At 68.7% G+C, this 26675-nt stretch carries 22 protein-coding genes; 13 read left to right on the top strand and 9 right to left on the bottom strand.

Going from position 1 to position 26675, the window contains the following annotated elements:
• Positions 1 to 54 precede the first annotated feature (54 nt).
• Together ACLKOY_RS05010 and ACLKOY_RS05005 are read left to right on the top strand one after the other, a co-directional pair.
• Positions 55 to 3156: a glycosyltransferase gene (locus tag ACLKOY_RS05010; protein WP_436452689.1), complete on the top strand. Its 3102-nt coding sequence runs from the start codon at positions 55 to 57 to the stop codon at positions 3154 to 3156.
• On the top strand, positions 3153 to 4535 hold the full coding sequence (locus ACLKOY_RS05005) for a DUF5719 family protein (RefSeq protein ID WP_436452688.1): 1383 nt from the start codon (positions 3153 to 3155) through the stop codon (positions 4533 to 4535). The genes ACLKOY_RS05010 and ACLKOY_RS05005 overlap by 4 nt, the downstream gene beginning before the upstream one ends.
• A 30-nt stretch (positions 4536 to 4565) precedes the next feature.
• Here the strand turns inward: ACLKOY_RS05005 and ACLKOY_RS05000 are convergent, their stop codons facing one another.
• The gene (locus ACLKOY_RS05000; RefSeq protein WP_436454093.1) at positions 4566 to 4907 is read right to left on the bottom strand and encodes a metallopeptidase family protein; all 342 of its coding nucleotides are present in this window, start codon (positions 4905 to 4907) and stop codon (positions 4566 to 4568) included.
• 165 nt (positions 4908 to 5072) lie between these two features.
• Between ACLKOY_RS05000 and ACLKOY_RS04995 the strand changes: the two genes are divergently transcribed.
• The 4 genes from ACLKOY_RS04995 to ACLKOY_RS04980 all read left to right on the top strand — a co-directional run bounded on the left by ACLKOY_RS04995 (position 5073) and on the right by ACLKOY_RS04980 (position 8332).
• Positions 5073 to 5279 (top strand): DUF3499 family protein, encoded by a 207-nt coding sequence (locus tag ACLKOY_RS04995; RefSeq protein WP_436452687.1) that lies wholly within the window; start codon positions 5073 to 5075, stop codon positions 5277 to 5279.
• Positions 5280 to 5355: 76 nt separating this feature from the next.
• Positions 5356 to 6315 (top strand): efflux RND transporter periplasmic adaptor subunit, encoded by a 960-nt coding sequence (locus ACLKOY_RS04990; RefSeq protein ID WP_436452686.1) that lies wholly within the window; start codon positions 5356 to 5358, stop codon positions 6313 to 6315.
• Positions 6312 to 7121: an ABC transporter ATP-binding protein gene (locus tag ACLKOY_RS04985; protein ID WP_436452685.1), complete on the top strand. Its 810-nt coding sequence runs from the start codon at positions 6312 to 6314 to the stop codon at positions 7119 to 7121. Before ACLKOY_RS04990 ends, ACLKOY_RS04985 begins: the two co-directional genes overlap by 4 nt.
• Positions 7118 to 8332 (top strand): ABC transporter permease, encoded by a 1215-nt coding sequence (locus ACLKOY_RS04980; RefSeq protein ID WP_436452684.1) that lies wholly within the window; start codon positions 7118 to 7120, stop codon positions 8330 to 8332. The genes ACLKOY_RS04985 and ACLKOY_RS04980 overlap by 4 nt, the downstream gene beginning before the upstream one ends.
• A 36-nt stretch (positions 8333 to 8368) precedes the next feature.
• Here the strand turns inward: ACLKOY_RS04980 and ACLKOY_RS04975 are convergent, their stop codons facing one another.
• On the bottom strand, positions 8369 to 9178 hold the full coding sequence (locus tag ACLKOY_RS04975; protein ID WP_436452683.1) for an RDD family protein: 810 nt from the start codon (positions 9176 to 9178) through the stop codon (positions 8369 to 8371).
• Between the two features lie 16 nt (positions 9179 to 9194).
• On the opposite strand from ACLKOY_RS04975, the gene ACLKOY_RS04970 reads away from it, so the two are divergent.
• Positions 9195 to 10187, top strand: a complete 993-nt coding sequence (locus ACLKOY_RS04970) for a stage II sporulation protein M (RefSeq protein WP_436454092.1) — start codon at positions 9195 to 9197, stop codon at positions 10185 to 10187.
• 12 nt (positions 10188 to 10199) lie between these two features.
• On the opposite strand, the gene ACLKOY_RS04965 is transcribed toward ACLKOY_RS04970, so the two are convergent.
• The 5 genes from ACLKOY_RS04965 to ACLKOY_RS04945 all read right to left on the bottom strand — a co-directional run bounded on the left by ACLKOY_RS04965 (position 10200) and on the right by ACLKOY_RS04945 (position 15822).
• A complete protein-coding gene (locus tag ACLKOY_RS04965) occupies positions 10200 to 11507 on the bottom strand; it encodes a DUF58 domain-containing protein (RefSeq protein WP_436452682.1) in 1308 nt (435 codons plus the stop codon).
• The gene (locus ACLKOY_RS04960) at positions 11508 to 12431 is read right to left on the bottom strand and encodes an AAA family ATPase (RefSeq protein WP_436454091.1); all 924 of its coding nucleotides are present in this window, start codon (positions 12429 to 12431) and stop codon (positions 11508 to 11510) included.
• Between the two features lie 99 nt (positions 12432 to 12530).
• Positions 12531 to 13724 (bottom strand): DUF4350 domain-containing protein, encoded by a 1194-nt coding sequence (locus ACLKOY_RS04955; protein WP_436452681.1) that lies wholly within the window; start codon positions 13722 to 13724, stop codon positions 12531 to 12533.
• On the bottom strand, positions 13721 to 14362 hold the full coding sequence (locus ACLKOY_RS04950; RefSeq protein WP_436452680.1) for a DUF4129 domain-containing protein: 642 nt from the start codon (positions 14360 to 14362) through the stop codon (positions 13721 to 13723). The genes ACLKOY_RS04955 and ACLKOY_RS04950 overlap by 4 nt, the downstream gene beginning before the upstream one ends.
• Positions 14359 to 15822 (bottom strand): glycerophosphoryl diester phosphodiesterase membrane domain-containing protein, encoded by a 1464-nt coding sequence (locus tag ACLKOY_RS04945; RefSeq protein WP_436452679.1) that lies wholly within the window; start codon positions 15820 to 15822, stop codon positions 14359 to 14361. The genes ACLKOY_RS04950 and ACLKOY_RS04945 overlap by 4 nt, the downstream gene beginning before the upstream one ends.
• Positions 15823 to 15917: 95 nt before the next feature.
• Between ACLKOY_RS04945 and mtrA the strand changes: the two genes are divergently transcribed.
• The 5 genes from mtrA to hpf all read left to right on the top strand — a co-directional run bounded on the left by mtrA (position 15918) and on the right by hpf (position 21567).
• Positions 15918 to 16598, top strand: coding sequence for an MtrAB system response regulator MtrA (mtrA, locus tag ACLKOY_RS04940; RefSeq protein WP_436452678.1), 681 nt, complete (start codon positions 15918 to 15920; stop codon positions 16596 to 16598).
• 7 nt (positions 16599 to 16605) lie between these two features.
• Complete coding sequence (gene mtrB / locus ACLKOY_RS04935) at positions 16606 to 18282, top strand: MtrAB system histidine kinase MtrB (RefSeq protein ID WP_436452677.1); 1677 nt, start codon at positions 16606 to 16608, stop codon at positions 18280 to 18282.
• Positions 18279 to 20015, top strand: coding sequence for an LpqB family beta-propeller domain-containing protein (locus ACLKOY_RS04930; RefSeq protein WP_436452676.1), 1737 nt, complete (start codon positions 18279 to 18281; stop codon positions 20013 to 20015). Before mtrB ends, ACLKOY_RS04930 begins: the two co-directional genes overlap by 4 nt.
• Before the next feature lie 108 nt (positions 20016 to 20123).
• Positions 20124 to 20816 carry a ComF family protein gene (locus ACLKOY_RS04925; protein WP_436452674.1) on the top strand — a complete coding sequence of 231 codons (693 nt, stop codon included), beginning with the start codon at positions 20124 to 20126 and terminating at the stop codon, positions 20814 to 20816.
• 94 nt (positions 20817 to 20910) lie between these two features.
• Complete coding sequence (gene hpf, locus ACLKOY_RS04920) at positions 20911 to 21567, top strand: ribosome hibernation-promoting factor, HPF/YfiA family (protein WP_436452673.1); 657 nt, start codon at positions 20911 to 20913, stop codon at positions 21565 to 21567.
• A 65-nt stretch (positions 21568 to 21632) separates the two neighbouring features.
• Here hpf and ACLKOY_RS04915 read toward each other — a convergent pair whose 3' ends face one another.
• Complete coding sequence (locus tag ACLKOY_RS04915; RefSeq protein WP_436452672.1) at positions 21633 to 22970, bottom strand: hypothetical protein; 1338 nt, start codon at positions 22968 to 22970, stop codon at positions 21633 to 21635.
• Between the two features lie 63 nt (positions 22971 to 23033).
• Positions 23034 to 23636 carry a PadR family transcriptional regulator gene (locus tag ACLKOY_RS04910; RefSeq protein WP_436452671.1) on the bottom strand — a complete coding sequence of 201 codons (603 nt, stop codon included), beginning with the start codon at positions 23634 to 23636 and terminating at the stop codon, positions 23034 to 23036.
• A 164-nt stretch (positions 23637 to 23800) separates the two neighbouring features.
• On the opposite strand from ACLKOY_RS04910, the gene secA reads away from it, so the two are divergent.
• Positions 23801 to 26608 carry a preprotein translocase subunit SecA gene (gene secA / locus ACLKOY_RS04905; protein WP_436452669.1) on the top strand — a complete coding sequence of 936 codons (2808 nt, stop codon included), beginning with the start codon at positions 23801 to 23803 and terminating at the stop codon, positions 26606 to 26608.
• Positions 26609 to 26675 lie beyond the last annotated feature (67 nt).

Here is a 26675-nt window from a genome sequence, read left to right as displayed (position 1 = left end):
ACGCCGAGGCGGGTATGCCTCGGACTCCCGCCGCGCGCTTAGGCTGACCACGTCATGCCAGCCCGAGTTCATGCAATCATCGTCGCGCGCCCCGGTTCTTCCGCCCGCGCGCAGCTGCTCCGCACACTCGATGCGTTGCGCTCCCAGACCGCACCCCCAGCCGCCATCACCCTGGTGATGTGCGGCGATGCAGCCTCGGCTCGCGAGAGCGAAGCCATCGCCGGCTCTGTCGAAGGCATCATCCAGGCGCGCGGAAACACGTCCTTCGCCGACGCTGTAGAGCTGGCCAGACCCCGCGTCCTCGAGGGAAGCGCTGTCTGGCTGCTCGCACATGACACCGCGCCTCACGAGCGCGCTCTCGAGCGCCTGGTCGGAACCCTCGAACGCTCGCCGTCTGCGGCGATCGTGGCACCGAAGCTCGTGCAGACGGACAACGATCGCGAGATCGTCTCCCTCGGAGTCAGCATGACCACGCTCGGACGTGCCGTCGAGCTGGCCGGCGGTGAGCTGGACCAGGGGCAGCACGACGGCAGCGACGACGCGCTGGGCGCAGACATCCGCGGCATGCTGATCCGCGGCGAGGTCCGCGACGCGCTGCGGCCGGATCCGGCCCTCGCCGGTGCGGACCAGGGGCTCGATCTCGGAGTCCGCGCCAGGCTGGGCGGCGGACGCGTCGTGCTCGCGCCGTCGGCGAGGGTGTCGGTCTCGCCGGATGGGCCGGCGGCGCTGCCGACCGCTCGAGGCAGGCGCGCGTTCGTGACCAGGCTTGCGCAGCTGCACCGCCGGCTCGCCTACGCTCCGGCTATCGCCGTGCCGCTGCACTGGTTGAGCCTGCTCCCGCTCGCACTCTGGCGATCGATGACCGATCTGGTCAGCAAGCGGCCCGAGGCGGTCGCTCCCGAGTGGGCAGCTGCTGTCACGGCGATGTTCCGCTTCGGTGCGATCGCTCGGTCTCGTGCGCGCATCCGTTCGTTCCGCACGTCGAGCTGGTCGAGCATCGCGCCGCTGCGGGCGAGCAGCTCCGATCTGCGTCGACGGCTCGACGACGGCCATGGCAGCGAGGGCGGAGCTGCCAGCGAACTCCGATTCTTCTCCGGCGGCGGCGCCTGGGCGGTTCTCGGCGCACTCGTGGTCAGCCTGGCGACCTTCACCACGATCGTCGCGTGGCCGGTGCTCGGCGGCGGGGCCCTGCTTCCGCTGCGCGAGACGGTCGGAGCGCTCTGGAGCGATGCCGCCTGGGGGCTGCGCGGTCTCGGAGTCGACGTCGTGGGTCCAGCTGATCCGTTTGCCGGCGTGCTCGCCGTGCTCGGCTCGCTCTGGCCGGGTGCCCCCTCGTTCTCCCTCGTGCTGCTCTGGGTGCTGGCGCTGCCTCTCGCTGTGCTCGGCGGCTGGTTCGCCGCCACGCGTGTGACGGATCGTGCGGGCCTGCGCATCTTCGCCGGGATCGTGTGGGCGCTCGCGCCGACCTTCCTCACCGCGCTGGTCGATGGCCGCCCGACCGGCGTGCTGGTGCACCTGCTCCTGCCGTGGCTCTTCCACGCAGCGGCCGTGGCCCACCGTTCGTGGGGCGCGGCAGGAGCCGCATCCATCCTCTTCGCCGCGGTGGCGGCGTGCGCGCCGTCGCTCGCGCCGGCGCTCCTGCTGCTGTGGATCGTGGCGCTCGGCATCACTCTCGCCGGGGCTCGGATCCGTGGTGCAGTCCGCCTGCTCTGGGTGCCTGTTCCTGCGGTCGCCCTCTTCGCTCCGCTCGTGCTCTGGCAGCTCAGCCATGGAGACGTCCTCGCGGTGCTCGCGGATCCTGGTTCGGTCTGGAACGGTCCGCAGGCGACAGCCGATGCGGCCGGCAGACTCGCCATGGCCACGGGGTTCCCCACTGCAGACATGGCGGGATGGGCCTCGTGGCTCGGCGTCGAACTCACCCCGTGGGTCGGCCTGCTGCTGGCCCCGCTGGCGCTTCTCGCTCTCGCATCGTCGGTCGCTCCACGCTGGCGAGCGGGCATCACGCTTCTGGTCGTCGCGCTCTCGGGCCTCGCCACCGCCTTCCTCGCGGTCGGCATCGCGGTGTCCTTCGCTCAGGGAGTGCCCGTCGCGATCTGGCCCGGCTCGGGTCTCAGTCTCGCCTGGATCGGCGTCACGGCGGCCGCTCTCGTGACTCTCGACACCGCGCTGTCGATGCCACGGGTGCGCGTCGTCAGCGCAGCGGTCGCCGGACTCGCGATCGCGGTATGCGCGGTTCCGGCGCTCACCGCATTCCACTCGGATTCCTCCGAACTCCGCGACGGCCCTGCGTCGACGCTGCCGGCGTACGTCGCCGCGCAGGCGGGCGCTGATCGTCAGATCGGCACGCTCGTGCTCACCCCCCAGAACGACGGAGGACTCGCGACCGAGATCGCATGGGGCGGAAGCGAGACGCTGAGCGCCCAGACGACGATTCTCTCGACCGCGACGGAGCTGCGCGGCGCCGACCTCACGACGCTGGCGGTCGACCTGCTCTCGGCGCGGGATTTCGATGCGGCCGATGAGCTGGGGAAGACGGGGATCTCCTATGTCCTCGTCGCTCAGGTCTCCGGCGAGGAATCGGATCGCGCCCGCTCTCTGCGCACAGCGGCCGTGACGTCGCTCGACCAGCGGGCCGGATTCGTCCAGGCCGGCTCCACCGACCGCGGTGTGCTCTACCGGCTCGAGGCCGATGCATCGCCGCGCACGCCATTGTCATCCGCTCAGCAGGCCACGGCCCGCCTGGTGATCACGACCCAGCTCGTGCTCGTTCTCGCCGCGCTGCTGCTGTCGGTGCCGACGCGTGCGTCGCGACGAGCGGCCCGCGCCAGGTCTCGCATCGTGGGACGTGCGCCGGAAGAGCCGCTCGTGCTGCCGCGACACCCCGAGGACCGCGACGGGCCCGAGGGCACCCAGGACCGCGCGGATCCCCGTGCGTCGCGGGAGGATGCCGGAGTTCCTGCGCCCGACGGGACGGCGGGCGATGGATCCTCGGACCCACAGGAGATCGATGCGCACCGCGGCGCCGATTCCTCGCGAGGTCCGCACCAGGACGTTGAGATCGACCCCGGCGACACCGTCGATGATCCCGACCACGCCGCGGGCACGACGGATCATGTCGATCGAGGCTCCGAACAGGACGAGAGGGAGCGACGATGACCGGTAACCGTGCATTCCGGGTGGCGGCCACCGGTGCTCGCGTGCTGACAGGCGCCGTCGTGGCGGGGGCGTGCGTTGTCGGCGTCGTGTTCGGCGTCACAGCGGCCTGGCCGACAGTCGTCCACGAGCCTGCTCAGGCACAGGTCACGCCCATTCCGGGCGACACCGTGCTCGTGTGCAACGGAGACCTCCGCGCCGTCGGACGTGATCCGTCCAACCCTCTGGAGATGGTGTCGGCGGCATCGCCCGAGCTGACTGTCGAGGGCTCGTCGGGCCGACCGGAGTCGAGCCCCCTGCCCGCGCGGGACCTCGCCGACGGTGGATCCGCTCAGCGCCTCGTCGGCACCGTCGACGCGCGCCGAGCGCCGCTGCTCGGCGCGACGGAATCCGCCAGCCTGGCAGAGGAGGATCTGTCCGGCCTCGCCGCGGCTCCCTGTCGCCCTGCGAGCATCGAATCATGGCTCGTGGGCGGAACGGTCGGCACCGGGACAGAAGACCTCGTGGTTCTCACGAATCCGGGCGTCGTGCCCTCCACGGTGGCGCTCGGCGTGTACGGGTCGGTGCGGGCATCGAGCACCGTGATCGTCCCCGCGGAGTCGCAGATCGCGCTCCCGCTGACATCGATCGCTGCCGGTTCAGACTTCCCGATCGTCAAGGTGACCGCGACGGGCGCCCCGGTGCGCGCCGTGCTGCAGTCGTCTCTCACCCGAACGCTCGATCCCGCGGGGATCGATCTGCAGGATGCCGTGCCCGCTGCGCAGCGTCAGCCGGTGCTTCCGGGCATCGAGGTCTTCGAGAACCAGGGCGACAACGCCGACATGGCGGTCCTGCGTCTGATGTCGCCCGAGGTCGACTCCGCGGCCGTGGTGCGGGTCAGCGAGGTCGGATCTTCGACGATCGTCGACGAGTTCGCGGTGCCGCTCACCGCCGATGTCCCGACGGAGCTCTCACTGTCGGCGCTCGCGCCGGGGAGCTACACGATGAGCATCGAATCCGACAACCCCGTGCTCGCCGGCGTGAGACAGCAGGATGTCGCCGGCCCGCAGGACGACTTCGCCTGGGTCACACCGGCCCCGGAGCTCGAGGACGACGTCTACGTGGCTGTTCCCTCCGGGCCGAACCCCCGCCTCGTGCTCGTCAACCGCGAGGATGCCGACGCGGTGGTGCAGGTCGCAGCCGCGGCGGGGGGAGACCCGATCGACGTCACCGTGCCCGCGGGTTCTTCCGCCGCGGTCGATGTGGAGCCGCGCACCGTCTACTCGATGTCGACGTCGGCACCCGTGCACGCGTCAGTCACGATGAACGGGCCTGGCGAACTCGCGGCGTGGCCCGTCTGGCCCGCGACAGGGGCGCAGCAGAGCATCACGGTCTACCCGTGACGATGGGTAGATGAGGCGGGATCACCGGACTCAGTGGTCGTGACCGCCGAGGTCCCAGGGTTCGCGGCCGACGTACTCCGCCGCGGCTCTGAAGACGGCGCTCTCGATGGCCATCCTCCGGTGAGCGCCGTCGTCGTGGCCTGGCGGCAGCAGTCGCTCGATCGGAAGCCGGAAGAGCACGATCCGCGCCTTCTCGTGATCGAGATGCCAGCGCGGCACCTCGTCCGTCGCATCGAACGCCGGCATGGCGCCGATCTCGAACCGCACCTCCTGCAGCTCCGGCCACGTGCCGCGGAGGAACTCCACAGCCGTGCCGACGGTCAGATCGAATCGGTCGATGCGTCCGTCGAGAGGGGCGAGCGGAGGGCGCACGACCTCACTGCGTCCGAGGCGTCCGTGGCGTCCGTGCCTGGCCCCGCGTCGGGGTGCATCGGAGGTGCGGGGACGGCGGGGCATAGCGAAAGTCTAGGCCGAGTCTGTCGGCCGGGGCGGCGCGGCATCCGCTCGTCCGCAGAACCTGGACGTAGCCTGGCGTGAATGGACGGAAGACTCTGCTCGAAGGTCGGCTGCGCGCGTGAAGCCGTGGCGACGCTCACCTACGACTACGGTGACCAGATGGCGGCGCTCGGGCCGCTGGGTACGGCGCGGCATCCGAACGCTCATGACCTGTGCGCCCAGCACGCGGAACGGCTCTCTGTGCCCGCCGGGTGGCTCGTGATCCGTCATGAGGCGCTTCGCGCCTGAGTTCTTCACTTCGGTGGATGAGACACGCCGCCCCGCCGCGGTGAGTCCTCCGTGCATGCGGCTACGCTGACCGCGGATGCGCCAGGGCGGCGCCGCCGGAAAGGCCGCTGTGATCGTCTGGCGACGCTGGATCTTCCCCCTTCTTCTCGTGCTCGTGTTCGGAGCGTGCGCGGCAGCTCTCGTGAAGATCGCGTTCTTCCCGGACAGCAGCGAGGCGATGGTCAGTCCTGAGGCGTCGATCGGAGACCCGGTCATCCCGGTCGAGCGTGGATCCGTCGTGAATGCGCTCACCCTGAGCGGCAACGTCGCCCGCGACGACGCCTTCCCGGTGCGCACCGAGGTCACCGGCACGGTCATCGCGGTGCACGTGCCGGAGGGGGCGACGGTCGCGGCCGGCCAGAAGCTCTTCACGATCAGACAGGACGAGCCGAAGAGGGATGTGGATGTCGTCGCGTCCGAGGCGGGAGATGTCTCTGAGATCTCTCTCGTGAAGGGACAGGTGACGTCTGCGGGAACCGAGATCTTCACGCTCACTCCGGCGCGCTACCACCTGCTCGCGACGGTGGAACCGGTGCAACTGTATCGCCTGGTGAACGCGCCGTCCGAAGCGTCGGTGACCATCACCGGCGGACCCGCGCCGTTCGCCTGCACCGGAGTGCGAGTGCAGGTGAGCGCCGAGGGAACGGCGAGCGTCAGATGCGCGGTGCCCGGCGACCAGGTCGTCTTCGCCGGTCTGCCCGCGACGATGGATCTCGCGCTCGGACAGGTCGATGACGCGCTGGTGGTCCCCGTCACAGCCGTGCAGGGCGGGGCAGGCACGGGGAATGTCTGGGTCGATGCCGGCGACGGCGCCGAACCCGAGGAGCGAGCGGTCGAGCTCGGCGTCAACGACGGGGCCATGGTCGAGGTGGTCTCCGGCCTCGAAGAGGGCGAGTCGATCAGACAGTTCGTTCCCGGATTCGTTGCACCGGTCGAGGAGTTCTGCTACGAGATCCAGCCCGGAGTCGAGCAGTGCGACAGCGGGGTCAGCTGGTGACGCTCGTCGCGCTCCGCGATGTGACGAAGAGCGTACGGCTCGCCGATGACTCGGAACTGGAGATCCTGCGGGGCATCACGCTCGAGGTGAGTGCAGGCGACCACGTCTCGATCGTCGGGAGATCTGGTTCGGGCAAGTCGACGCTGCTCAACATCCTCGGGATGCTCGATGCTCCGACCACCGGGTCCGTGTCGTTCGAAGACCGCGAAGTGCGGCGGATGCGCTCGGGGCGGCTGGACAGGCTGCGCGGCGACAACGTCGGCTTCGTCTTCCAGCAGTTCAATCTGCTGCCCGGACGCACGGCGCTCGACAACGTGATGATGCCGCTCGGGCACGCCCGGGGGCGGATGTTCTGGAACAGGAGGCAGATCGCCGCCGACATGCTCGAGCGGGTCGGCCTGGGTCACCGGATCGAGCAGATCGCCGACCGGCTCTCCGGGGGAGAACAGCAGCGGGTCGCGATAGCGCGAGCGCTCGTGCGCAGGCCCGTGCTGATCCTCGCGGACGAGCCGACCGGAGCTCTCGACATCGACACCGGTGCCTCGGTCATGTCTCTGCTCGACGAGGTGGCGACCGAGACCGACGCCGCGCTCGTGACGATCACGCACGACCTCCATGTCGCCGCCCGTGCCCGACGGCACTACCGGCTCGACGCGGGAGTCCTCGAGACGGCAGACCTCAGCCGCGCCTTCGAGGCCTCGACCCTCGCAGCCTCCGTCCCCTCCGCCGCAGGTGCGGACTCGGGGGCATCTGCGCCCGCCACGATGCCCGCGATGCCCTACTCGCGCAGGGAAGCAGCGTCATGACCGGCATCCTCGGCGCCCTTTCGGATGCCTGGTCGGAGATCCGCGTGCACAAGCTGCGGGTGCTGCTCAGCCTGATCGGCATCGCGGTCTCGGTGGCGGCACTCACCGGCGTCGTCGCGATCTCCGAGTATCAGCGCCAGTTCCAGGCCGAGCAGTCCGACCGTTGGGGCGGTCGGGCGGCGACGCTGGTCGTCACGATCAGCAGCGACGACGGCGCACCCGTCGACTTCGACGCCTTCGACGAGCGGTTCACCCGGGTCGCCGAGCGATTCGAGTTCAGTCACACCGCGCGGATCGCGCAGGGCATGGTCGTCCCCGTGCAGCTCCCTGACGGCATCGTCGACGTCAACTCGCGATTGATCGACCCGCTCTACTCGGAGATCCACCGCGAGCAGCTGCTCGAGGGACGCTGGATGCGCGATGCGGATGCCGACGCGCTCTCGCCTCCCATCGTGATCACCGAGGCGCTGTGGGACCGCATCGGACGCACACCCATCGCGCAGCACCCGACGCTGACGCTCGCGGGGCCGGCGGGGGGCACGTACCAGGTCGTGGGCGTCGTTCCTCGCCAGGGGTTCGGTGATGAGGAGCTGCGCGTCGACATCCTCTACGACGCCTATCGTGCTCGCGTCGATGCCCTGCCGGAGGGAGCATGGCCGCAGTATGAGATCTGGCTGGGTCAAGGGCAGGTCGATGAGATCGCACCCGTGCTCGCGATGGATCTGCGGGCTGGGCTTCCGGAAGGGCAGACGGTGTCGGTCAGCCGATCGGACTGGGCGGCCCAACCCGGGGCGCTGGATGCACAGGCGACGTTCGAGATGGTCACCGGGGGCATCGCGGCCGTGATCCTCGCGCTCGGAGCGCTGAGCCTGATCAACATCCAGCTGGTCGCGATGCGGCAGCGGGTGCGTGAGATCGGCGTGCGTCGCGCGTTCGGCGCGACGTCTGGCCGGGTCTTCTTCTCGGTGTTCCTCGAGAGCCTCGTGGCGACCACGGTGGCCGGTCTCGTCGGCATCGCGATCGTGGTCGCGGTGCTCCGCTCCGATTGGGTGGTGACATCGCTCTTCTACGGCATCCAGGACATCCCGCCGTTCCCGATGCGAGCGGCCTTCGTCGGTCTCGCGGCGTCGATCCTGGTGGGCGCCATCGCCGGCTTCATCCCGGCGCTGGTCGCACTGCGCGTGAAGGTGATCGACGCCATCCGATTCTGACTCGAGCGCGGGCGGCGTGGGGCGCGGGACGAGCGCTCAGACGCCGACTCGACGACCGGTGAGCTTCTCCGCTCGGCGATCGGCGTTCTGCAGCGCCCTGCGCTCCCGCTCTCGTCGGAGCACGGTGATTCCGATGAGTGCCACCTCGGGCGCGGCCTGGGGCAAGGGAGAGACGAACGGCGAGGCCTCGGAGAGCAGGTCCTGCGCCACCCTCGCTCGTGCGCTCGGCACCATTCGTGGAGCGCTCTGCAGGAACTGCGAGATGCGACGAGCGAGGCGGTCGGGCAGACGGGCGACATCGGCGATCTGCGCCCAACCTGCGAGCATCGGCGGCAGCACGGGGACGCTGGGGATCAGCTTCGGCGTGCGCACGCGCTGGCTGTACGTGCCGGCGACCATGTCTCCGAGACGCTGCGATCGGGCGCTGAACGCTCCGGCGAGCACAGCGACGCTGCCCAGCGTCATGTAGATCTCCAGAACGCCCAGGAGTGCCCGGATGAAGGCGTGGCGGAATCCGGTCGCGCCCCCGTCGAGGCGAACGATGCGACCACCGACCGCGAGTTTGCCGAGGCTGCGGCCTTTGAGGGCGACCTCCATCGTGATCGGCAGCACCACGAAGCTGATCACGATCGAAGCGATGAAGGCGATCGTGTCGGTCGCCTGGTCGAGAACGCCGATGTCGAGCAGCCAGATCCGCAGGAAGAGCGTGAGCAGGAAGACGACGATGCCGACCAGGAGGTCGATGATCGCCCCCGCGGCTCGCAGGACGAAGCCGATCGGCTGCACATCGATCGCGACGGCTTCGCCGGAGAGAACCTCGTCGGATGCATCGAGCGCGGCAGACATGAGTACAGTAAATCAGGTGGATGCCGATGCGTTGACAGATGCGCGCCGCGCCGAGTGGGAGCGACTCGATCAGTTGAGCCGCGCCCGGCTCGACGGGGCTGACGTCGATGAGTTGATCGTCCGATACCGCGCGGCATCCGCTGATCTGGCCGAGCTCAAGACCTCGGTGGGCGAATCGCCTCAGGGCGCGTACCTCTCGACGATCCTCGTGCGCGCGCGCCTGCGTCTCACGGGCGCATCCGACAACATCCTCACCCAGACAGGCCGCTTCTTCTCCCGGCAGCTGCCGGCTGCCCTGTACCGGCTGCGCTGGACGACGCTCGTCGTCGCTGTGTCGTTCATCGCGATCGTGGTCGGAACTGCCGCGTGGATCTCGGCAGACCCGGCGCTCCTCGCGACCCTCGGCCCGCCCGATCTGCTCGAGCAGTACGCCGACGAGAGCTTCACCGGCTACTACACCGAGAACCCCGCAGCGGTGTTCATGGGCATGGTCTGGTGGAACAACGCCTGGATCGCCCTGCAGTGCGTTCTGTTCGGCATCACCGGGCTCTGGCCGATCAATGTGCTCGTGCAGAATGCGATGGGGCTCGGAGTCTCCGGCGCCGTCATGGCCGCGCACGATCAGGTCGACGTGATGATCCTCTACATCCTCCCGCACGGCCTTCTCGAGATGACATCGATCTTCGTCGCCGCGGCGGGTGGACTCCACCTCTTCTGGTCGTGGGTCGCTCCGGGGCACCGTTCGAGAGGCGAATCTCTCGCCGCCGAGGGGCGTTCGCTCGCGACGGTGGCGATAGGACTCGTGTTCGCGCTGTTCGTCTCAGGCCTGATCGAAGGTTTCGTGACCGGGTGGGCGCTGCCCTGGCCCATCAAGATCGGCATCGGCGTCGCTGCGCTCGCCGCGTTCCTGATCTACATGCTCGTCATCGGCGGTCGTGCCTACCGCCGAGGCGAGACCGGAGACCTCGTCGAGTACGAGGCGGGGACCCCGAGACTTCTGGCCGGCTGATGCCTCAGCGGCTCACAGCCGCCCGGCGGCCTTGAGCTCGAGGTATCGGTCGGCGATTCTCGGAGGCAGAGACTCAGGGTCGGCGGCGATGGCCTCTCCTCCGGCGCGACGCACCGCATCGGCCACGTTCTCCGCATCGCGCATGGTGCGTTCGGCGGCCGCCGCGAGGTAGATCTCCTCCCGCGAACCACGCTGCACCGCGAGATCCGCGATCCCGTCATCGGTGACGGATCCGACGAGGATGGACGTCGCCCTGCTCGCGTCGGGGAAGGCACCGAGGAATCCGCGAGCCGACTCGGCGGCATCCTGCGCCGTCAGCACGACTATCAGCGCGGGGCGAGTAGTGAGAGTGCGAACCGCGGCGAACGCGCCCGGCCAGTCGGTGTCGACGAGGCGAGCGTGCACCGGAGCCATCGCGTCGGTCAGCGCGGGGAGCAGCGCAGTGCCGTCGACGCCGGTGACGCGCGCACGCACGACGCGGTCGTACATGAGCAGATGCACGTGGTCACCCGCTCGTGCGGCGAGGGCAGCGAGCAGCAGGGACGCCTCGAGGGCGGCATCGACCCTCGTGCCGTCACCGACACGGGCGGCCGCGGTGCGCCCCGTGTCGATGATGATCACGACGTGGCGGTCGCGCTCGGGTCGCCACGTCCTCAGCATCGTGGTCCCCGCCCGCGCGGTCGCCCGCCAGTCGATGGACCGCACGTCGTCGCCTCGGACGTATTCGCGGAGGGAGTCGAATTCGGTTCCCTGGCCGCGTACCTGGATGCTCGTGTTGCCGTCCAGCTCTCGCAGCCGTGCGAGCCGGGAGGGCAGATGCTTGCGCGACGAGAAGGCGGGGAGCACCCTGATGGTGCCGCGCACCATGTGGCGGGCCTGCCGTCCGGCGAGGCCGAGCGGACCGAGCGACCGGATCATCACGAACTCGCTCGCGAGTTCCCCTCGACGCCGGGGCAGCAGCGGGATCGAGACGCGGCGCCGTTCACCCGGCGGGATGCTGAGCCGCTGACGTGCCTCGCCCGCTCCGGCCGTCGGCTGCCACGCGTCGCGGATCACCGCGTGCAGTGTGCGGCCGCCCTGATTCTGCAGCGCGACGCTCACCGGAACCAGTTCTCCGATCCGCGTGCGGGTCGGCACGCGCCTCGACACGACGACGGAGCGAGGGCTGGGTGCCAGCAGCACGTCGAGCACCACGAGCAGGATGCACAACAGCACCCAGATGCCCAGCGCGGCATACGGCGGGAACTCCGCGAGCCCGGCGAGGACGAGCGGGACTATGCCGACGGCGACGGCAAGCGCGAGACGGCCGGTGACGAACACCTAGATCGGCACCCTGGTCTGCTGCACGACGGACGTGAGCACGGCATCCGCCGACACGCCCTCCATCTGCGCGTCCGGGCGCAGCTGCAGTCGGTGGCGCCAGACCGGCACGAGCATGGTCTGCACGTGATCGGGGGTGACTGCGGTCGATGCGTTGAGCCACGCCCACGCCTTCGCGGCGGCCAGCAGGCCCGTCGAGGCGCGAGGACTCGCGCCGAGCTCGACCGAGGGCGACTGCCGCGTCGCCCTGGCGAGATCGACGACGTAGCCGAGCACGTCGTCGGTGACCTCGACACGCCCCGCGGCATCCTGCGCCGCTCGGATCTCATCGGCTGAGACGGTGGCCTCGACCCCGGTGAGCTCGCGAGGAGAGAAGCCCGACGCGTGCTTGCGGAGCACCGACACCTCGGCGTCGCGCTCAGGCATGCCCACGACCAGCTTCATCAGGAAGCGGTCGAGCTGCGCTTCGGGAAGCGAATAGGTGCCCTCGTGCTCGATCGGGTTCTGGGTCGCCGCGACGAGGAAGGGATCGGGCAGCGGTCGGCTGATGCCGTCGGCGGACACCTGCCGCTCTTCCATCGCCTCGAGCAGGGCGGCCTGCGTCTTCGGGGGCGTGCGGTTGATCTCGTCGGCGAGCAGGATGTTCGTGAACACCGGACCCGCACGGAAGTCGAACTCGCCCGTCCGGGCGTCGTACACGAGCGAGCCGGTGACGTCGCCGGGCATGAGGTCGGGGGTGAACTGCACGCGCTTCGTGTCGAGGCCCAGCGCCCGTGCGAACGAGCGCACGACGAGTGTCTTCGCCACGCCGGGCACGCCCTCGAGAAGCACATGTCCTCGGGCCAGCAACGACACGAGCAGGCCGGTCACGGTGCCCGCCTGGCCGACGACAGCCTTGTCGACCTCGGTGCGCACACGGTGCATGGCCTGACGCAGTTCGGCGTCGTCGAATGTCTCAGCGGTCACGTGGTGTCCTCGGCTTCCGTTCGGATGGATGGACGGCGGTTCGGTGGGATCGGCAGATCACTCGGATCTCCGTTCGGTGAAGGAGGAGGCGTCGATCGCGCTCTCGAGCTCCTGGAGGCGCCGAGCGAGATCGATCAGCGATGGATCGTCGGCGGGCGTCACACCCCCGAGCAGGTCGTGCAGAGATCCGCGGGGGATGCGCAGTCGGTCGGCTGCGGCATCCGCGACCTCCTCGGCGCCCGCGGTGACGGCGAGTCCGAGTCTGCGTGCGAGCCGGCGCCTGCTGCCGTCGCGGATCGCCTCCGCCGCATGCGCGGCGTCACCCGCCTTGGCGGTCAAGCGCGCCCGTCCGTGCATCGTCTCCGAGGCACGCACGGTCACCGGAAGAGTCTCGGCGACGAGAGGACCGAAGCGCTGACCGCGCCACAGCGCCGCCGCGACGCCGGCGATCATCAGCAGCAGGATGGCGGGTGTCACCCATCCCGGAGTGAGCGAGCCGAGCGTGTCGTCGGTCTCGCCTTCGATGTCGGTGTCGCCGAAGCTGGGCACGTACCAGACGACCCGGTCTGTCTGACCGAGCAGCGCGAGTGCGAGGGCGGCGTTCCCGTCGTCCGCGAGGTAGGCGTTGCTGAAGAGACGCGCGCCCTCGACGACCGCATGCGTCGTGCCGTCGCTCTCGTCGATGAGTACGGCAGCCGCGTCGCGGGTGCCGAAGCAGCCCTCGACGCCGTCGGCCGGTGCGAACAGTCGATCAGGGCGGATGGTGCCGACCTCGGCGAACTCGGGGGCGTCGCACTGGGCCTGCACCGGGGTCGAGTCCGGCGAGGCGTTGTCGCCGATGCGCAGGAGGTTCAGCAGATGCGTGCTGCTCGAGAGGAACACGACTCGGTCGGCCGGGTCGATCAGCTCGGAGATCCCCTCGTCTGTGAGCGTGTACGGATTGGCCATCACGAGCGTGGTGTCGTCATCGAGAGCAGCTCGTGCCTCATCTCGCGAGCGGAAGACCGCGACCTCGACCCCGTTGTCCTCCAGGATCTGGGCGATCGCCATGGCTCCGGAATCGCCCACGCTCTCAGGATCGAGTGCGCCGCGCTGATCGGGCATGCGCACACCGACCTGGATCGCCACGAAGACGCCGCAGAGAACGAGCGCCACGACGATCGCCCAGCCGAGCAGCGGCCGCCATCGCCGGCCACGAGGTGCACGTTCGGCTGTCGACGCCGGAGCATCGCGCTGCTCGAGAACGCTCACGCGGTCACCGCCTCTGGGTGCAGCGCGCTGAGCCGATCGTCGGTGGCCGCGAGTTCGGCATAGCGCTCAGCGGTCGCCGGATGACGGAGGTAGCGGACGTCGTCGAAGGAGACCGCGGCCTGGCGGACGGGCACGGTCTCTGCAGGGAACACGACCGAGACCTCACGCGCGATGGCCTGCGCGGTCGCTCCGGGGGAGGGATCGATGAGGTCGCGCTCGAGGAGTCCTCTGGCGAGCGCCCGGAATCGCAGGATGGTCGCCTCGTCCCAGTCGCCTCCGCGGGCGCAGCGATCGGCATCGGCTCGCAACTGGGCGGCTGAGCGGTCGTCGTCTGCGCCGAGCAGGCCGGTCCCGGGCCGGCGGACGGCCTGGGCGCGACGCGGGCGGCCCCAGATGATGAGGGCCGCCACGAGAGCGCCGAAGACGATGATGCTCACGACGATCAGTGCAGAGGGCCCGACGTTGGCCCCGTTGTCGGAGCTGAACAGGTCGGCGAGGAACCGCCCGATGTCCCGAGCGACCAGGTCGAACCACGTGGGCTTCGCATCGGCGTAGCGCGGATCGGAGAGTTCCTGCTCGGCCCACTGCCGCGCTTCATCTCCGTCGGGGATCCGCACGTCGTCGAGCGAGCGGATCATGCAGATCCTTCACGGTCGGCCCCCGGTGCGGCCCAGGTCGAATCGGCAGGCGGCGTTGAGGGGGCCGGGGGAGCAGGAGGGGGCGAGTACGCGGGCGGCGCTGAGGCGCCCACGGGCGTCTGAGGCGGGGTCGGTGCGACCGCTGCCGGGTACGGCGTCTGCGCCGGGTAGGGCTGCCCCTGGTACTGCTGCCCTGCGTACGGCTGCTGCGCCGGGTGCGGCTGCCCTGCGTACGGCTGCGCCGGGTACTGCTGCGCGTAGGGCGGCTGCCCCGGGTACTGCTGCGCCGGGTACTGCTGGGCGTACGGCTGCTGCCCCGGGTACTGCTGCATCTCATAGCCGGCGGGTGTCATGGTGGCCCACTCCGGAACCTGCTTCGGCGGCGGGGCGCTCGTGACGGCGCGTTCGGGGTCGACGACGAACGGATCGCCGAGCTGCTCGTCCGTCCATCCGAGATCGCGTCTCTCGACGTGACTGATCAGTGCCTGGTCGAGCCCCTCGTAGCGCATGCGGCTGTCGAGGTACACCAGAGTGCCGGCGGTGCTCTGCACCACGAGGGTGATGGCCTGCAGCACGAGCAGCAGGATCTGCGGGGCGAGGAGCGCGAAGACGAAGCCCATGATCGTGGCGGTGTCGGCAGAGCCTGTCGGGGCGATGATAGACCCGAGCATCGAACTCACCAGGGAGACGGGCAGATTCACGAGCTGCATCGCGACACCCATGATGGCGCCGATCAGGAAGGTGACTCCCCAGGCGATCCAGAAACGGCCCCGGGTGAGGCGCCACGAGCGCACGAGCGCATCGCGGAACTTCGCGCGCTCGAGGACGAGGATCGACGGCACGAGGAGCAGCTTGGTCGTGAGCCAGACAGTGAGGGGGACGATCGCGAGCAGCAGCACCAGGACGAGGATGACGATGCCGCCGATGGCTTCGGCGGAACCGCCGAGCCCGCTCGCGACGAAGCCGGCGATGATGACGAACAGGATCACGATCACGCCGAAGATGAAGATCACGGAGAGCGACGCGAATGCCGCCAGCCGCCAGAACGACGGGATCATCTTGCGCCAGAGGGTCTTGAGGCTCGCCTTCACCCCGATCGCGGCGAATCCGATCTCGGCTGCGACGACGCCCTGCATGAGGGCGGTGAATGCGACGGACGCGAGACCCACCGCGATGCCGGCGACGATGTTCATCGCGATGGTGCCTGCGAATACGGCCTCGAAGTCCGGAGAGGCCGGCGAGAGCGACTCCAGCCGTGTGAACGTCGTGACGAGCACGAAGCCCATCACCGTGGCGCTCAGCACGACGACCGCCAGCTGGATCACGACGCCGAAGCCGAAGAGGACTTTGGGATTGTGCCGCAGCGCGACGAACGACTTGCTCAGCAGCATCCCGAAAGTCAGCGGATGCAGGGGAATGATGCCCTTCTTAGGGGCAGGGGTCCACGTCTGGCCGCTCACCGGCACTCCCTCCGTCGTGCGCTCCCATCGTGTCACAAGACCCGTCGGCGCGTAGACATGGGGGCCGTGGTACTGAGTGCCATAAGGTAACAGTTATGACCTCACGCATTCTTGTGGTCGACGACGACACCGCGCTCGCCGAGATGATCGGCATCGTGCTGCGCACCGAGGGCTTCGAACCGGTGTTCTGCGCCGACGGTGCGCGGGCGGTCGATGAGTGGCGCACACAGCGCCCGGACCTCGTGCTGCTCGACCTGATGCTGCCCGGCATGGATGGCATCGAGATCTGCTCGCGGATCCGCGCCGAATCCGGAGTCCCCATCATCATGCTCACCGCCCGCAGCGACACGGCCGATGTGGTGCGAGGGCTCGAGGTCGGAGCCGACGACTACATCGTCAAGCCCTTCAATCCGAAGGAGCTCGTCGCGCGCATCCGAACGCGGTTGCGGCCCACGTCGCAGAACGTGGGGGAGCAGCTGCGAGTGGGAGACCTCACCGTCGACGTCGACGCCCACGAGGTGCGCCGTGGCACCGCTTCGATCGCTCTGACGCCTCTGGAATTCCAGCTGCTGGTCGCTCTCGCCTCGAAGCCGCAGCAGGTGTTCTCGCGCGAGATGCTGCTCGAGCAGGTGTGGGGCTACCACTACAAGGCTGACACTCGGCTGGTGAACGTGCATGTGCAGCGCCTGCGCGCGAAGGTCGAGCTCGACCCGGACAACCCCAAGATCGTCATGACGGTGCGGGGCGTCGGCTACCGTGCCGGGGGCGCGGGCTAGGCAGACCATGGCCGCGACCACAGCGACCACCACGGCGGTCGCTGTCATCCGCGACTGGCGTGGTTGGCCGAGCTTCCTTCGCGCGCTGTGGCGCAGCTCCCTGCGCTTCCGAACGCTGACGATCACGCTTCTGCTGACGTCGACGGCGATTCTGATCACCTGCGTGACGATGGCTCTCGTGATCCAGAACGATCTGTTCGAGTCGCGCAAGAGCGAGGCGCTCGATGATGCAGCACGCTCGGTGAACCAGGCTCAGGCGACTCTCGACGCCACGGCGCTCGGCGACGACCCGGCAGCTCTGCCCGAGCTGTGGGACAGCGTGCAAGAGGACCTGGGGCGCAACTCGACGGCTGAGGGTCTCGCCGGATTCCGCATGGATGTCGACCCGGACGTCGCGCTCAACGGTTTCACCGCAGGGCTCAGCGACAATCTGATCAGCTCCGGCCTCAGAAACAGGGTGGTCGAGTTCGATGACTGGCAGTCGTGGCAGTCCGTGCCGCTCGAGGTCGGCGGTCGAGAGGTGCCGGGAATCATCGTCGGACAGCAGCTGCGCGTGCCCGAGGCCGGTCCGTTCGAGATCTACTTCGCCTACGACCTCGCTGACGCCGACAACACTCTGGTCTTCGTGCAGCGCACTCTCTGGGTCGCCGGCATCGGCCTGGTCGCGATCGTCGCCGCGATCTCCTTCATCGTTCTCCGCACGGTGTCGACACCCATCGTCGAGGCTGCGGAGACCAGCGCGCGTCTGGCATCGGGCGACCTCGGGGTGCGCATCGACGTGCACGGTGAAGACGAGATAGCCACGCTGGGCCGCTCGTTCAACGCCATGGCCGACAGCATCGAGTCTCAGATCAAAGAACTGGGCGAGCTGTCGCTCGTGCAGCAGCGTTTCGTCTCGGACGTGTCGCATGAGCTGCGGACACCGCTCACCACGATCCGTCTCGCGGCCGACATGCTGAACGATCAGCGGGGCGAGTTCGACCCGACGACCGCACGCACCACCGAGCTCCTGCACACGCAGGTGCAGCGGTTCGAGACGCTGCTGTCGGATCTGCTCGAGATCAGCCGCTACGACGCCGGTTCGGTGCAGCTCGAACTCGAGGCGACGAGTCTCGCGCACCTCGCCGAGGACATCATCGAGCAGATGCAGCCTCTCGCCGACGACCGGGGCAGCCAGCTGAGACTCGTGGCTCCAGGCGGGTACTCGCCCGTGGACATGGATCCGCGCAGAGTGCGACGAGTACTGCGCAACCTGATCGGCAATGCGATCGAGCACGGCGAGGGCAGGCCGATCGTGGTCACCGTCGACAGCAATCAGCATGCTGTGGCCGCCGGCGTCCGCGACTTCGGCCTCGGCATGGACCCGGCCGATGCGGAGAGGGTGTTCGACAGATTCTGGCGCGCGGACCCGTCTCGCCAACGCACTCTCGGAGGCACGGGGCTCGGGCTGTCGATCGCGCTCGGCGACGCGACTCTGCACGGCGGCTCACTCGACGTCTGGTCCGAGCTCGGGGTCGGCACGAACTTCGTCCTGACGCTCCCTCGCAGAGGTGACGCGACGGATGGGCCCTCGCCCGTCCCGCTCGAGCCGCAGGAGACCCTCGCCGACATCGATGACGCCACCCAGCCGATCCAGCTCGCCGACGTGCCGGCGGAGCTCTTCGATCGAGGGAGCATCGAATGACGTCCACGACTCGGCGCACGCTGCGCGGGCTAGCGATCGCGGCGGTTGCACTCCTCCTTTCCGCATGCACAGGTCTCCCGACGACGGGAGACGTGCAGCGCGGGATCCCGCTCGGCGCGCCTCCGGAGGGGCAGGACTTCCTCCCTCTGGCTTCTGGCCCTGTGGACGGTGCGGGCCCCGAGGAGATCGTCGAGGGCTTCATGGAGGCCGCGATCACTCCCGCTGACAACTGGGACACGGCTCGGGGGTTCCTCACCCCCGAACTCGCCTCGACCTGGCGCCCGAACACCGGAGTGTCGATCGACGTGAGCGCCGCGACGCGCTCCTTCACCTCGAATCTCGAAGACGAAGACGAAGACGAAGACGGTGAGGAGGCCGATGACGGCGATACGGCGGACGTGCGGGTCGCGTTCGACCAGGTCGCGAGCATCGACGCGACCGGAGCGTACTCCGAGGCGTTCGGAGCGTCGAACTCGGCCTTCGTGGTCGTACGCACGAAGGGCCAGTGGCGGATCGCCGAGGCGCCGGACGGCGTCGTGATCGACGAGTCGAGGTTCTCACGTGTCTACGACGACTACGCGCTGCAGTACTTCGACCAGACGTGGGAGCGGCTCGTCCCCGACGTGCGCTGGTTCCCCAGACGCGTCACGGTGGCCACGACCATCGCGCAGTCGCTGATCGGCGGTGCGCCGAGCCCGTGGCTCGACCCGGCGGTGCAGAGCGCGTTCCCCCAGGAGGTGCAGCTCGCGCGGGACTCCGTGCCGATCGACCCGGATCAGATCGCCGAAGTCGCGCTGAACCGCGCGGCGCTCAGTCTCGAACCGACGACCCTCGCGCGCATGCGTACACAGCTTCAGGCAACCCTCGTCTCTGCGGGGGTGCAGATCGATCAGGTGCGCTTCACGGTCGACGGTCGGGTGTTGGAGGCCGGCGTCGTCGAGGTCGTCACCGACACGGCGGATGCGGGCAGCCTCGTCGTGAAGGACGGGACGTTCGGGATGCTGGTCGGAGGTGAGATCACCCCGATCCCCGGCGTCACGGATCAGATCCTCAACGCGGGTCAGCCCGTCACGGCGATCGATGTGTCGGCCGACAGCTCGCACGCGGCCGTGCAGCTGATCGACGGACATGTCTGGCTCGCCGGCGACGGCGGTTTCGACGAGCTCGATGCGCGTCCATCCCTGGTGCGGCCGTCGATGGACCCATACGACTACACCTGGTCGGTGCCGTCGAACGCGCCTGCCTCTCTGCAGGCGATCGGCAGCGACGTCGCCCCGCAGGCGATCGCTAACGCGTGGCCCGACGCGTCGGCGGTCTCCGCCATCCGAGTGTCGGCCGACGGCGCCAGGGTGGCTGCCGCCGTCGTGATCGGAGGCGAGCGCTGGATCGTCGTCTCCTCGGTGATCCGCGATGAGACGGGATTGCCCACCGAACTCGGACCGACCGAGCCGCTGGCGCAGCTCGACGGCAGTGCCGTGGGTCTCGTCTGGCTGGGAGCCGACCGCCTGGGTCTCCTGACCGACTCTGCCGACCGGATGGTCGTCACGCAGGTCGTCGGAGGACCGGGAGCGACCGAAGTCGCTCCGACGGATGCGGTGTCCATAGCGGGCTCGCGAGCCGCCACCGGCCTGCGGGTTCTGGGCGCGGACGGCGCCGTGTTCGCACGAACCGGGTCGGCCTGGAGCGAGTCGATCACGGGAGTCTCGCTTCTCGCCACCAGAGCAGGTCACTGAGCTCGACTGCCTCTGCACGGTAGGCCGGTGAAGGCTGAGTCCCCACAGCGCGCGCGTTCCGTGTCGGATTGTGATCGACGTGCAGGGTCCGAGCGGCAGGATCGACGGATGCTGTCGCATCTTCACGCCCGCGCCATCGGCGTCGAGGCGCTCGCTCTCCTGCTCGCAGCGACCTGTGCAGGTTGCGACCGGCCAGAGACGCTGCTGTGCGACGTGTGTCGGCAGAGCATCCGAGCCGCGCCCCTCGTGCGCCGCACGCCGGCGGGTCTGCTCGTGCGCGCCGCCATGCCGTTCGAGTCGATCGCAGCCCGGTGCATCCGCAGGCTCAAGGATGACGGCGAGACGATGCTCGCGCGCCCGCTCGGAGCCGCGTTGAGCGAGGTTCTCGCCGGGGTCGACGAAGAACGGGCCGCGATCGATGATCCGGTGCGCCTGGTGCCGATCCCGACGTCGCGGAGCGCATTCCGACGGCGGGGCTACCGCGTGCCCGAGTTGCTGATTCGCCGAGCCGGTTCGGTGCCCGATCGCCTGCTCGTGTCGCAGGGCGGTCGCACGGATCAGCGCGGACTCGACTCTGCGAGCAGGGCGGAGAACGTGCGGGGGAGCATGCGATCGCGACCCACGCCCGGTGGTGGGGCAGTCGTGCTGGTCGACGACGTCGTGACCTCGGGAGCGACTTTCGACGAAGCGGCACGCACGCTGCGAGAAGCCGGCGTCCGGGTCGTGTCGGCGGTCGCACTCGCCGCGACGCCGCGTCACGGCGAACGGAATGCGAACGCATCGGAGACACGCAGCAAATGACCCGTGACATCCGAGGTCAGGCGGACTACCGTTGGGGGTCACAAGGCGACCACGGTCCGCCCTTGGCCGGGAGGACCGGGACAAGGAGGCAGCAATGGAAACGAGCATCGTTGGCGTCGGGGTGGGTATCACCGACCGATTCCGCACCGTTGTCGAGGAGAAGATCGCCAAGATCGAGACGTTCGCGTCGCGTGCGCAACGGCTGGATGTCAAGGTCACCCACCGGGTGTACCGCAACGGTCACGTGCCGGATGAGACCGTCGAGCTGACGCTCGTCAGCAAGGGTCCTGTCGTACGCGCCGAGGCCACGGACGGAGACAAGTTCGTCGCACTCGACATGGCCGTCGACAAGATGGCCGAACAGCTTCGCCGAGCCAAGGAGAAGCGAGTCGATGGACGCCAGCATCCGCGTGGGGCGCACTTCGAGAAGGAGACCGGTGCGCTCGAGGGCATCGATGTCCAGCCGGCATCCGTGGAGGTCCTTCGCGCCGTCGCGACGGGCGCTGTGCCGATCCAGAACGACGACGACGAGGTCTACTCGCCGGTGGTCATCCGCACCAAGAACTTCGGAGCGGAATGGATGACCGTCGAAGAGGCCGTCGACCGGATGGAACTTGTCGGGCACGACTTCTTCCTGTTCGTCGACGTGCGCACCGATCACCCGAGCGTCGTCTACCGACGCAAGGGCTGGGACTACGGTGTGATCGCGCTCGAGACGCAGGCTCCGCCCAGTGAGGCGCTCGCCTCCTGAGGCTGATACGACGACGGCCCGGCTCCAGAAGGAGCCGGGCCGTCGTCGTGTCCTGATCGTGCGGGTCAGTCGAAGATCCCGTCCAGGATGCTTCCGATGACGAGACCGCCCAGAATCCCGGAGGCGACGTCGCTGCCCCCGCCGCGTCGGCCGCCACCGCTCCAGCCGCCGCCACCCCAGCCGTCACCGCCGCCCCAGCCCTGGTCCTGCGGTCGAGACGAATCGATGTCACGCTGAGCGAGCTGCAGGGCTTCCGACGCGAGGTGCGCCACGCGTCGAGCGCTGACCAATGCCTCGTCGCGGGTCTCCTCCGCCGGAAGCAGATCCGAGAGGTCGACGCGCAGTCTCTCGGCCTCTGCGAGGCGAGTGCGGGCATCCGCGCCGATCCAGCCGCGGTGCCCTGCGATGAGTCCGCGGGCGACGCCGAGCTGACGGTCCGCGTCGTCGATCGCGTGCTGCACCTGCTGGATGCTGGGCAGCGGGTGCGCTTCACGGTGGCGGGCGGTGGCGATCGCGTCGTCGAGAGCGGTGTTCGCATCGCGCAGCTGCGACAGCTCCGCGAAGGGGTCTCCCGGGGTCCCTGCGGGCGACAGTGCGCTGAGAGCGTCCTGCAGGGCGGAGACGGCAGCAGCGACGGCCGGCACCTGCGGAGCGGTCCGTGCAGCGATGAGGTCGTTTCGGGAATCCGCGACGACCTCGGCGAGGGTCGACTCCGCGCGCAGCGCCTCGATCTCAAAATCCTCCACGGCATCGAGCAGGGCGGATGCGCGGCGCGTCGCCTCGGTGGCGGTCTCGAGGGCGAGATTCGCCTCCTCGTTCTGCTTGGCGGCACGACGCCGCTCCGAGACGGCGGCGCCATGAGTGGCGAAGGCGATCAGCTGCTCGGCTTCCTCAGCGCTGGCCGTGATCTGGTGCATCGCCGAGTCCGAGTAGCGAGAGGAGAGACGGGCGACGGTCTCGTTGGTGTGCGGGATCCGCGCGCTCAGCGTCTCGGCATCCGCTCGCACCTGGGCGATGACCTCCGGTGCTCGGCGCACCTTCGAGATCGATGTCGCGAGGTCCGATGTCTTCTCGTCGAGCAGATCCTGCGCCCAGTCGCACAGCTGCATGATCCGGGCGTTGCGGGTGCGGAGCTCCTCGGGAGTGTCGGGGATCTCGTCGTGGTTGAGCTGGTGGAGCTGAAAAGCCTCACGCAGGTGAGTGCGCACGGCGGTCAGCGCCTTCTTCAGGTCACGAGTCAGCTGCTCGCCGAGCTCGGCCTCCGCGAACGCCAATTCGTCGGAGGTGCTCCTGATGCGCTCGTCCGCAGACACGAGTGCCTGCTCTGCGCGGCGAGCCAGGTCGGCGTCCTGTGCGGCCAGCTGTTCCTGCTCGCGCTTGCGTCTGCCCCATATTCCAGCCATAGGACTGATCCTAGTTTCCCGGGCGGCAACCCTGGCTGTGCATACGCTCCAGGCGAACTCCGCTCAGACCAGCGCCGCGGTCTCCGCCCTCGCAGGCCGGCCGCGCTTCGGTCGCTCGGAGGTCAGCTCCAGAGCGAGAGCGTGCTGGGGATGCTGTGCGAGACGCGTCTGCACGTGGTCGAGCCAGCGGAGCTCGGCCTCCGCGGTGAAGATCATCGAGTCGACCACGAGAGACCACGCGAGTCCCTGGGGGCTGTCGTCCTCGCGCGATTCGCGCGCCGTCGTGAGTTCCTCGAGATGCGATTCGGACGCCGCACGCTGGGTCGCGATCACGCTGGTCGCATCCGCGCCCGGAAGCGTCGCCGCGACGGCCAGCTTGATCGCGAGCTCGTCGCGCGTGGCCCGGCTCCGTGCGACGGGAGATGCCAGCCAACGGTCGACCTCGAACGCCCCCGCATCCGTGATCTCCCAGTACACATGTCCGTGCAGATCGGCCGCTCCACGCTCGACGAGTCCGTCGCGCTCGAGGCGCTCGAGCGTGTTGTAGATCTGACCGACGTTGAGCGGCCAGACCGAACCGGTGCGTCGGTCGAACTCGTGGCGCAGCTGATAGCCGTAGCAGGGGCCCTGCGCGAGGATCGCGAGCAGACTCTGTCTGACCGACATATGGACCTCCCGGTGTCGTGGATCAATATATACATACTCGGAAACGTCAGGGCGGCGCGCCATGCAGACGACGTGCAGGTCACGGACGGGTAACATGACAAGGTATGCCTGGTGCGTGCCCGACAAGCGGCGCCGCCGGAACCATCGACAGGGAGATGACATCTGTGGCGAATCCTCTTGAGAAGCTGCTGCGCGCGGGAGAGGGGCGGGTCATCCGTCGCCTGAACCAGGTGGTGAAGGCCGTGAACGCGCTGGAAGAGGACATCTCCAAGCTCACGGACGATGAACTGCGCAACGAGACCGTCGAGCTGCGCGAGCGGTTCGCCAAGGGCGAGTCGCTCGACCAGCTCATGCCCGAGGCGTTCGCCGCGGTGCGTGAGGCGGCGAAGCGCACGCTCGGGATGCGTGCGTACGACGTGCAGATCATGGGTGGTGCCGCTCTCCACCTCGGCAACATCGCCGAGATGAAGACCGGTGAGGGCAAGACCCTGGTCGCCACCTTCCCCGCCTACCTGAATGCGATCGCGGGCGAGGGCGTCCACGTGATCACGGTCAACGACTTCCTCGCGAGCTACCAGGCCGAGCTCATGGGCCGCGTGTACCGGGCACTCGGCATGTCGACGGGAATCATCGTCTCGGGTCAGACTCCGGCCGTGCGCCGCGAGCAGTATGCATCTGACATCACCTACGGCACGAACAACGAGTTCGGCTTCGACTATCTTCGCGACAACATGGCGTGGCGCAAGGAAGACCTCGTCCAGCGCGAGCACTACTTCGCGATCGTCGACGAGGTCGACTCGATCCTCATCGACGAGGCACGGACGCCGCTGATCATCTCCGGTCCGTCGTCGGGAGAGGCCAACCGCTGGTTCGCCGAGTTCGCGAAGATCGCCCGCACTCTCGAAGCAGGCGTCGACTATGAGGTCGATGAGAAGAAGCGCACGGTCGGCGTGCTCGAGCCCGGTATCGAGAAGGTCGAGGACTACCTCGGCATCGACAACCTGTACGAGTCCGCGAACACCCCGCTGATCTCGTTCCTCAACAACTCGATCAAGGCCCTCGCGCTCTTCAAGAAGGACACCGACTACGTCGTCATGAACGACGAGGTCATGATCGTCGACGAGCACACCGGCCGCATCCTGGTCGGCCGTCGCTACAACGAGGGCATCCACCAGGCCATCGAGGCGAAGGAGGCCGTGCCGGTCAAGGCCGAGAACCAGACTCTCGCCACGGTCACGCTGCAGAACTACTTCCGTCTCTACGACAAGCTCGCCGGCATGACCGGTACCGCCGAGACCGAGGCGGCCGAGTTCATGTCGACCTACAAGCTCGGTGTCATCCCGATCCCCACGAACCGACCGATGGTCCGCAAGGATCAGTCCGACCTCGTCTACAAGAACGAGACCGCCAAGTTCGCCCAGGTCGTCGAGGACATCGCCGAGCGCCACGCGAACGGCCAGCCTGTGCTCGTCGGAACGGTCAGCGTCGAGAAGAGCGAGTACCTGTCGCGGCTCCTCGCCAAGAAGGGCGTCAAGCACGAGGTCCTGAACGCGAAGAACCACGCGCGTGAGGCAGAGATCGTGGCGCGAGCAGGGCGCCTCGGCGCCGTCACGGTCGCCACCAACATGGCCGGTCGTGGAACCGACATCATGCTCGGCGGCAACGCCGAGTTCCTCGCCGTGCAGGAGCTCAAGGGCAAGGGGCTCGACCCCGTCGAGACGCCCGAGGAGTACGAGGTCGCGTGGGACGAGACCTACGAGGCGATGAAGGCGATCGTGGCCGAGGAGGCCGAGAAGGTCATCGAGGCCGGCGGCCTCTACGTCCTGGGCACCGAGCGCCACGAGTCGCGTCGCATCGACAACCAGCTGCGAGGCCGTTCCGGTCGTCAGGGTGACCCTGGCGAGAGCCGCTTCTACCTGAGCCTCACCGACGACCTGATGCGTCTGTTCCAGTCGGGGGCCGCCGAGGCGATCCTGGCTCGCACCAACTTCCCCGACGATGTCCCGATCGAGTCGGGTCTCGTGTCGCGGGCCATCCGCAGCGCTCAGTCGCAGGTCGAGTCCCGCAACGCCGAGATGCGCAAGAACGTCCTCAAGTACGACGACGTCCTGAACCGCCAGCGAGAGGCGATCTACGCCGACCGCCGTCACATCCTGCAGGGCGACGACATCGCCGACCGTGTCCAGCACTTCATCGAAGACGCCATCAGCGGCGTGGTGCGGGATCACACAGGCGAGGGGCACAACGAGAGCTGGGACTTCGACGCACTCTGGACAGAGCTCAAGACGCTCTATCCGGTCAGCGTGACGATCGACGAGGTCGTCTCGGAGGCCGCAGGCCGCAAGGGCGGGATCACCGCGGACGGGCTGACCCGTGAGCTGCTCTCCGACGCGAAGATCGCCTACGAGACCCGCGAGGAGTCGCTCGGAGAAGCAGCCACCCGCGAGCTCGAGCGGCGCGTCGTGCTTCAGGTGCTCGACCGTCGCTGGCGCGACCACCTCTACGAGATGGACTACCTCAAGGACGGCATCGGCCTTCGTGCGATGGCGCAGCGCGACCCGCTGATCGAGTACCAGCGCGAGGGCTACGCGATGTTCCAGTCGATGATGGGGCAGATCAAGGAGGAGTCCGTCGGATACCTCTACAACCTCGAGGTCGAGGTTCGCCGCGCAGGCGACTCGCAGACCGCCGAGGTCGAGGCCAAGGGTCTCGCCGAAGGTGCGGGAGACCAGCATCTCGAGTACTCCGCGGCGAACGACGCCGGCGAGGTCGAGGTGCGCGACGACCGAGGGCGAGTACAGCAGGCAGCGACCGAGAAGCTCCGTCAGGCGGCTGCCGCGCGTCAGACTCCGGCCGAGCAGGCCGAGCCCGAGGAGGCTCCGCGCGGAGCGTTCGGGCAGCGCACGGACGCCTCTGCAGCACCTGCCGGCAACCGTGAGCAGCGCCGGGCGCAGAGCAAGAAGAAGAAGTAGCAGGACGTACGAAGAGGGGCCGGTCCGGATGGATCGGCCCCTCTTCGCGTCATTGTAGGCTTGCGCA

Origin of the sequence: Microbacterium sp. K2 (assembly GCF_051365005.1) — a bacterium.
In the GTDB taxonomy this organism is placed as follows: domain Bacteria; phylum Actinomycetota; class Actinomycetes; order Actinomycetales; family Microbacteriaceae; genus Microbacterium; species Microbacterium foliorum_B.
This window is presented reverse-complemented; position numbering and strand designations above follow the sequence as displayed.

Excerpts from the sequence above, each read along its gene's own strand:
- ACLKOY_RS05010 (WP_436452689.1), top strand. The coding sequence starts at position 55 with ATGCCAGCCCGAGTTCATGCAATCATCGTCGCGCGCCCCGGTTCTTCC.
- ACLKOY_RS04925 (WP_436452674.1), top strand. The coding sequence starts at position 20,124 with ATGCTGTCGCATCTTCACGCCCGCGCCATCGGCGTCGAGGCGCTCGCT.
- ACLKOY_RS04910 (WP_436452671.1), bottom strand. The coding sequence starts at position 23,636 with ATGTCGGTCAGACAGAGTCTGCTCGCGATCCTCGCGCAGGGCCCCTGC.
- ACLKOY_RS04995 (WP_436452687.1), top strand. The coding sequence starts at position 5,073 with ATGGACGGAAGACTCTGCTCGAAGGTCGGCTGCGCGCGTGAAGCCGTG.
- ACLKOY_RS04915 (WP_436452672.1), bottom strand. The coding sequence starts at position 22,970 with ATGGCTGGAATATGGGGCAGACGCAAGCGCGAGCAGGAACAGCTGGCC.
- ACLKOY_RS04980 (WP_436452684.1), top strand. The coding sequence starts at position 7,118 with ATGACCGGCATCCTCGGCGCCCTTTCGGATGCCTGGTCGGAGATCCGC.
- ACLKOY_RS04975 (WP_436452683.1), bottom strand. The coding sequence starts at position 9,178 with ATGTCTGCCGCGCTCGATGCATCCGACGAGGTTCTCTCCGGCGAAGCC.
- mtrB (WP_436452677.1), top strand. The coding sequence starts at position 16,606 with ATGGCCGCGACCACAGCGACCACCACGGCGGTCGCTGTCATCCGCGAC.
- ACLKOY_RS05005 (WP_436452688.1), top strand. The coding sequence starts at position 3,153 with ATGACCGGTAACCGTGCATTCCGGGTGGCGGCCACCGGTGCTCGCGTG.
- ACLKOY_RS04930 (WP_436452676.1), top strand. The coding sequence starts at position 18,279 with ATGACGTCCACGACTCGGCGCACGCTGCGCGGGCTAGCGATCGCGGCG.
- mtrA (WP_436452678.1), top strand. The coding sequence starts at position 15,918 with ATGACCTCACGCATTCTTGTGGTCGACGACGACACCGCGCTCGCCGAG.
- ACLKOY_RS04950 (WP_436452680.1), bottom strand. The coding sequence starts at position 14,362 with ATGATCCGCTCGCTCGACGACGTGCGGATCCCCGACGGAGATGAAGCG.
- ACLKOY_RS04960 (WP_436454091.1), bottom strand. The coding sequence starts at position 12,431 with ATGCACCGTGTGCGCACCGAGGTCGACAAGGCTGTCGTCGGCCAGGCG.
- hpf (WP_436452673.1), top strand. The coding sequence starts at position 20,911 with ATGGAAACGAGCATCGTTGGCGTCGGGGTGGGTATCACCGACCGATTC.
- ACLKOY_RS04990 (WP_436452686.1), top strand. The coding sequence starts at position 5,356 with ATGCGCCAGGGCGGCGCCGCCGGAAAGGCCGCTGTGATCGTCTGGCGA.